This is a genomic window from Pseudomonas sp. P5_A2_2 (genome assembly GCF_054177685.1).
Map to the genome: position 1 here is coordinate 1 of NZ_JBGCUL010000244.1, position 5,868 is coordinate 5,868.

Here is a 5,868-nt window from a genome sequence, read left to right on the forward strand (position 1 = left end):
CTGTCAGACCGCTATCGCGAGCAGGCTCGCTCCTACAGTTGAACGGTGTCGCGCCGAAATCCAGCTAACCTGTCTCTGCGCTGAACACACCAGCGAAACACCGCATTGCAGAAAATGACCGTTGAAACCACCGCCAACCTGCCCCATCTAAGACCCATACCCATTGCGCAGGTGCCCCCATGAGCGACCAGCAGGAATTCCCCGAAGACCCGAGCGAATACGCCGATCCGCAAAACGCCCCACAGCACAAACCCGGCAAAGGCCTGGCCTTGCCCGGCCAGAACCTGCCGGACAAGGTCTACATCATCCCGATTCACAACCGACCGTTCTTCCCGGCCCAGGTCCTGCCGGTCATCGTCAACGAAGAGCCGTGGGCCGAGACGCTCGACCTGGTGGCCAAGTCCGAACACCACTCCCTGGCCCTGTTCTACATGGACAGGCCCCAGGATGACCCGCGCCACTTCGACACCTCGGCCCTGCCGCTGTACGGCACGCTGGTCAAGGTGCACCACGCCAGCCGCGAAAACGGCAAACTGCAGTTCGTCGCCCAGGGCCTGACCCGCGTACGCCTCAAGACCTGGCTCAAGCATCACCGCCCGCCGTACCTGGTGGAAGTCGAATACCCGCACCAGCCCACCGAGCCGACCGACGAGGTCAAGGCCTACGGCATGGCGCTGATCAATGCGATCAAGGAACTGCTGCCGCTCAACCCGCTGTACAGCGAAGAGCTGAAGAACTACCTCAACCGCTTCAGCCCCAACGACCCGTCGCCGCTGACCGACTTCGCCGCCGCCCTCACTTCGGCCACCGGTAGTGAGCTGCAGGAAGTCCTCGACTGCGTACCCATGCTCAAGCGCATGGAAAAAGTCCTGCCGATGCTGCGCAAGGAAGTCGAGGTCGCGCGCCTGCAAAAAGAGATTTCCGCTGAAGTTAACCGCAAGATCGGCGAGCATCAGCGTGAGTTCTTCCTCAAGGAGCAACTCAAGGTCATCCAGCAGGAGCTGGGCCTGACCAAGGATGACCGCAGCGCCGACCTCGAGCAGTTCGAACAGCGACTGACCGGTAAAGTACTGTCGCCACAAGCGCAGAAACGCATCGAAGAGGAAATGAACAAGCTGTCGGTGCTCGAAACCGGCTCGCCGGAGTATGCGGTCACCCGCAACTACCTCGACTGGGCGACCTCGGTGCCGTGGGGCGTGTACGGCGAGGACAAACTCGACCTCAAGCACGCGCGCAAGGTGCTGGACAAACACCACGCCGGCCTCGACGACATCAAGGACCGCATCCTCGAATTTCTCGCGGTCGGGGCCTATAAGGGCGAGATYAGTGGCTCCATCGTATTGCTGGTGGGCCCGCCGGGCGTGGGCAAGACCAGCGTCGGCAAATCCATCGCCGAATCCCTGGGCCGGCCGTTCTATCGCTTCAGCCTTGGCGGCATGCGCGACGAAGCCGAGATCAAGGGCCACCGCCGCACTTACATCGGCGCACAGCCGGGCAAACTGGTGCAGGCGTTGAAGGACGTCGAAGTGATGAACCCGGTGATCATGCTCGACGAGATTGACAAGATGGGCCAGAGCTACCAGGGCGACCCGGCCTCGGCGCTGCTGGAAACCCTGGATCCTGAGCAGAACGTCGAATTCCTCGACCACTATCTGGACCTGCGCCTGGACCTGTCGAAAGTGTTGTTCGTGTGCACCGCCAACACCCTCGATTCGATCCCCGGCCCGTTGCTGGACCGGATGGAAGTGATTCGCCTGTCGGGTTACATCACCGAAGAAAAAGTCGCCATCGCCAAGCGTCACCTGTGGCCCAAGCAGCTTGARAARGCCGGYGTGTCCAAGGGCAGCCTGAGCATCAGCGACAGCGCGCTCAAGGCACTGGTCGACGGTTATGCCCGTGAAGCGGGCGTGCGTCAGCTGGAAAAAAACCTCGGTAAACTGGTGCGCAAAGCTGTGATGAAACTGCTCGACGAGCCGAAAGCGGTGATCAAGCTCGGGCCGAAAGACCTCGAAACGTCGCTCGGCAAACCGGTGTTCCGCAACGAGCAGGTGCTGTCGGGTGTCGGCGTGATCACTGGCCTTGCCTGGACCAGCATGGGCGGCGCGACCCTGCCAATCGAAGCCACACGCATCCACACCCTCAACCGTGGCTTCAAGCTCACCGGGCAACTGGGTGACGTGATGAAAGAATCGGCGGAAATCGCCTACAGCTACGTCAGTTCGCATCTGAAGTCGTATGGCGGCGATCCGAAATTTTTCGACGAAGCTTTCGTCCACCTGCACGTGCCGGAAGGCGCCACACCGAAGGACGGCCCGAGCGCCGGTGTGACCATGGCCAGTGCCCTGCTGTCGCTGGCGCGCAATCAACCGCCGAAGAAAGGCGTGGCCATGACCGGTGAGCTGACATTGACCGGGCATGTACTGCCGATTGGCGGGGTGCGGGAAAAAGTGATTGCGGCGCGGCGACAGAAGATTTTCGAGCTGATTCTGCCAGAAGCGAATCAGGGGAGTTTCGAGGAACTGCCGGAGTATCTGAAGGAAGGGATTACCGTGCACTTTGCCAAGCGGTTTGCGGATGTGGCGAAGGTGCTTTTCTGATGTTCCTGTAGCGCCTGCACTACCGCTATCGCGAGCAAGCTCGCTCCCACAGTGGTCAGTGGTGTTCACACATTTTGTGTTCACTGTAAAAAACCTGTGTGGGCATTGCTCCCCACAATGATCGGTGGTGTTCACAAATTTTGTGTTCACTGCAAAACCCTGTGGGAGCGAGCTTGCTCCGGGCGGCGATCCGACGATGGCGTCAGCTCTGGCAGCACAGTCCAAGGCTGGCTGTCACACTTTGCCTCATCTTCAGTTATGCTCGCCGTTCGTCGTGAACGCCGGAGCCACTGACTTTATGTCCCACATTCGCCTGCTTGCCCCCCTCGCCCTCGCCTTGCTGGCCGGATGCGCCACGCAACCTGCAAACAACGTGACCGTGGAAAAACAAAGCGAATGCCCGGTGAAGCTCACCAACGGGCAAAACCTGATCCTGTCCCTGCCAAGCAACCCGACCACGGGTTATCGCTGGGCGATCCAGGATTCGGCCGGTGGCGTACTACACGCCTTGGGGCCAGAGGTTTATCGAAACCCGGAAGATGCTGGCATCGTCGGCTCGGCCGGAGTTTCGACCTGGCGTTTTCAAGCCTTCGCGACCGGCACCGGGCGCTTGCGCCTGACCTCGCAACAGCCGTGGGCACCGGAAGTGCTGCCGGTGGATTCGTTCGACTGCGCGATCTCGGTCAACTGAGCGTGGGCTGGCTGATTCTGGCGCTGATGGGTGCGGTGACCTTTCTTTATGGCCTGAGCGTGCACGCCACCTTGCTGTGCCTGCTGGTCAAGCCACTGCCGGTGCTGGCCCTGCTCGGCTGGCTGCATGACGCACCGCCCGGCGAATATCGGCGCTGGATCAGCCTGGGGTTGATCTTCTCCCTGCTTGGCGATGTGTTGCTGGCATGGCCGGGGGATCTGTTCGTGTTTGGCCTTGGGGCGTTTCTGGTCGCCCACCTGGCCTATCTGAAAGCCTACTTGAGCGATTGCCGGCGCCTGGCGCTGCTGCCGCTGATCATCGCCCTCGTGGTCGGCGCAGTGCTGTTGGGCATCCTGATTGCCAACGGACTGGGGCCATTGTTGATTCCGGTGATCGTCTATGGCCTGGCCATCAGCGCGATGCTCTGGCGCGCTCTGGCCAGACTCGGGACCGATGTGCCCAAACGCTCGGCGTTGCTGGCTGCAGGTGGTGCCGTGGCGTTTGTGTTCTCCGACAGCGTGATTGGCATCAGCCGGTTTGTGGTGCCGTTCGATGCCGCACCTTACGTGATCATCCTCAGTTATTGGCTGGGGCAATGGGGAATCACTGCCTCGGCATTTGATCAGAAACCGAGTTGACCCAATCGCGAGCAAGCTCGCTCCCACAGGGATAGCGCTTTACCTGTGGGAGCGAGCTTGCTCGCGATAGCGATATCACTGACAACGAAGAATCCAGACCTATCCCACCGCTTTATCAGACAACCCGCGCATCCCCGCGCCAACTTGGCTAAAATGCCGGCCTTTTCCACCTACACCGCTGGAACCGCCGTGAGCAAAGAATCCGATCGCCTTTTCGCCCAGCCTTTGGCCCAGGTGCCTGACTTCGCCTTTAACGAGGACGTGGTGCGGGTGTTCCCGGACATGATCAAGCGCTCGGTGCCGGGTTATCCGACTATTGTCGAAAACCTCGGTGTGCTCGCCGCGCAGTTCGCCCAGCGGGGCAGCGTGCTTTACGACCTGGGCTCTTCGCTGGGTGCCGTGACCCAGGCCCTGCGCCGGCACGTGCGCACCGACGGTTGCCGGGTGATCGCTGTGGATAACTCGGCGGCGATGGTCGAACGCTGCCGCGAGTACCTCAACGGTCAGGATTCGATGTTCCAGGAGTTGCTGCCGGTTGAAGTGATCGAGGGCGACATTCTCGCGCTGGAGTTCCAGCCGGCCTCGGTGGTCGCGCTGAACTTCACCCTGCAATTCATCGCCCCGGACCAGCGCACCGCGTTGCTGACACGCATCCGTCAATCCCTGTTGCCCGGCGGTGCCTTGATCCTCTCGGAAAAACTGCGCTTCGAAGACGAGCAGGAACACGCACTGCYCACCGATCTGCACATCGCCTTCAAACGCGCCAACGGCTACAGCGAGCTGGAAATCGCCCAGAAGCGCAGCGCCATCGAAAACGTCATGAAGCCCGACAGCCTCGGAGAACACCGCGAACGCCTGCTGGCCGCCGGGTTCTCGAAAGTCGTGCCGTGGTTCCAGTGTCTTAACTTTGCCTCGTTGATTGCCTTGCCATGATTGATCTGTCCCCCCTCGCCCGCCGTCTGGCCGGCACCCCGCTGGCCGACTGGGCCAACACCCTGCAGGCACAACTCGACAAGAAAATGGAAAAGGGTCATGGCGATCTGGAGCGCTGGCAAAGTGCGCTTGACGCCCTGCCGAAGATCCAGCCGAGCGAAGTCGATTTGCTCAACGGCTTGAAGCTGGACACCGATTGCGACGCTGAAACCCGCGCGCAAATGCGTTCCGCGCTGATGGGCCTGTCGCCATGGCGCAAGGGGCCGTTCGACCTGTTCGGCGTGCACGTCGACACCGAATGGCGCTCGGACTGGAAGTGGTCGCGGGTCGCCCCGCACCTGGACCTGAAAGGCAAGCGCATCCTCGATGTCGGCTGCGGCAATGGCTATTACATGTGGCGCATGCTCGGCGCCGGCGCGGACAGCGTGATCGGTGTCGACCCCAACTGGCTGTTCTTCTGCCAGTTCCAGGCGGTGCAGCGTTACCTTTCCGAGCCGAATGCCTGGCACCTGCCCTTCCCGTTCGAAGACCTGCCGCCAAGCCTCGAAGGTTTCGACACGGTATTTTCCATGGGCGTGTTCTACCACCGTCGTTCGCCGATCGAGCATTTGCTGGCGCTGAAGGATTGCCTGGTCAAGGGCGGTGAACTGGTGCTGGAAACCCTGGTGGTCGAGGGTGACAAGCACCAGGTGCTGGTGCCGGAAGACCGCTACGCGCAGATGCGCAACGTGTGGTTCCTGCCGTCGGTACCGGCGCTGGAATTGTGGTTGCGTCGCGCAGGGTTCACCGATGTAAAGTGCGTGGATGTGAGCACCACCACGGTCGAGGAACAGCGCGGGACGGAGTGGATGAAGTATCAGTCGCTCAGTGACTTCCTCGATCCCGAGGATCACAGCAAGACAATTGAAGGGCTGCCGGCGCCGATGCGGGCGGTCATCGTCGCCCGCAAATAATTATCCCGATGAAGATCCCTGTAGGAGCGAGCCTGCTCGCGATGGTGTGTCAGTCG

General features: G+C 61.1%; 5 protein-coding genes. All 5 read left to right on the forward strand.

Annotation, left to right across the window (positions count from 1 at the left end; translation table 11 throughout):
• Nucleotides 1-179 precede the first annotated feature (179 nt).
• The 5 genes from lon (at nucleotide 180) to cmoB (ending at nucleotide 5,812) form a co-directional block, all read left to right on the forward strand.
• Entirely contained in the window at nucleotides 180-2,597 is a 2,418-nt protein-coding gene (gene lon / locus ACXRVY_RS15200) for an endopeptidase La (RefSeq protein ID WP_223458204.1), read from the forward strand.
• A 298-nt stretch (nucleotides 2,598-2,895) separates the two neighbouring features.
• On the forward strand, nucleotides 2,896-3,288 hold the full coding sequence (locus ACXRVY_RS15205) for a protease inhibitor I42 family protein (protein ID WP_223458202.1): 393 nt from the start codon (nucleotides 2,896-2,898) through the stop codon (nucleotides 3,286-3,288).
• Between the two features lie 2 nt (nucleotides 3,289-3,290).
• Entirely contained in the window at nucleotides 3,291-3,926 is a 636-nt protein-coding gene (locus ACXRVY_RS15210) for a lysoplasmalogenase (RefSeq protein ID WP_223458462.1), read from the forward strand.
• 153 nt (nucleotides 3,927-4,079) lie between these two features.
• Entirely contained in the window at nucleotides 4,080-4,859 is a 780-nt protein-coding gene (gene cmoA / locus ACXRVY_RS15215) for a carboxy-S-adenosyl-L-methionine synthase CmoA (RefSeq protein WP_458237681.1), read from the forward strand.
• A complete protein-coding gene (gene cmoB, locus ACXRVY_RS15220) occupies nucleotides 4,856-5,812 on the forward strand; it encodes a tRNA 5-methoxyuridine(34)/uridine 5-oxyacetic acid(34) synthase CmoB (RefSeq protein ID WP_223458197.1) in 957 nt (318 codons plus the stop codon). Before cmoA ends, cmoB begins: the two co-directional genes overlap by 4 nt.
• Nucleotides 5,813-5,868 lie beyond the last annotated feature (56 nt).

Coding starts and splice junctions, on each gene's coding strand:
- ACXRVY_RS15205 (WP_223458202.1), top strand. CDS start 2,896: ATGTCCCACATTCGCCTGCTTGCCCCCCTCGCCCTCGCCTTGCTGGCC.
- cmoB (WP_223458197.1), top strand. CDS start 4,856: ATGATTGATCTGTCCCCCCTCGCCCGCCGTCTGGCCGGCACCCCGCTG.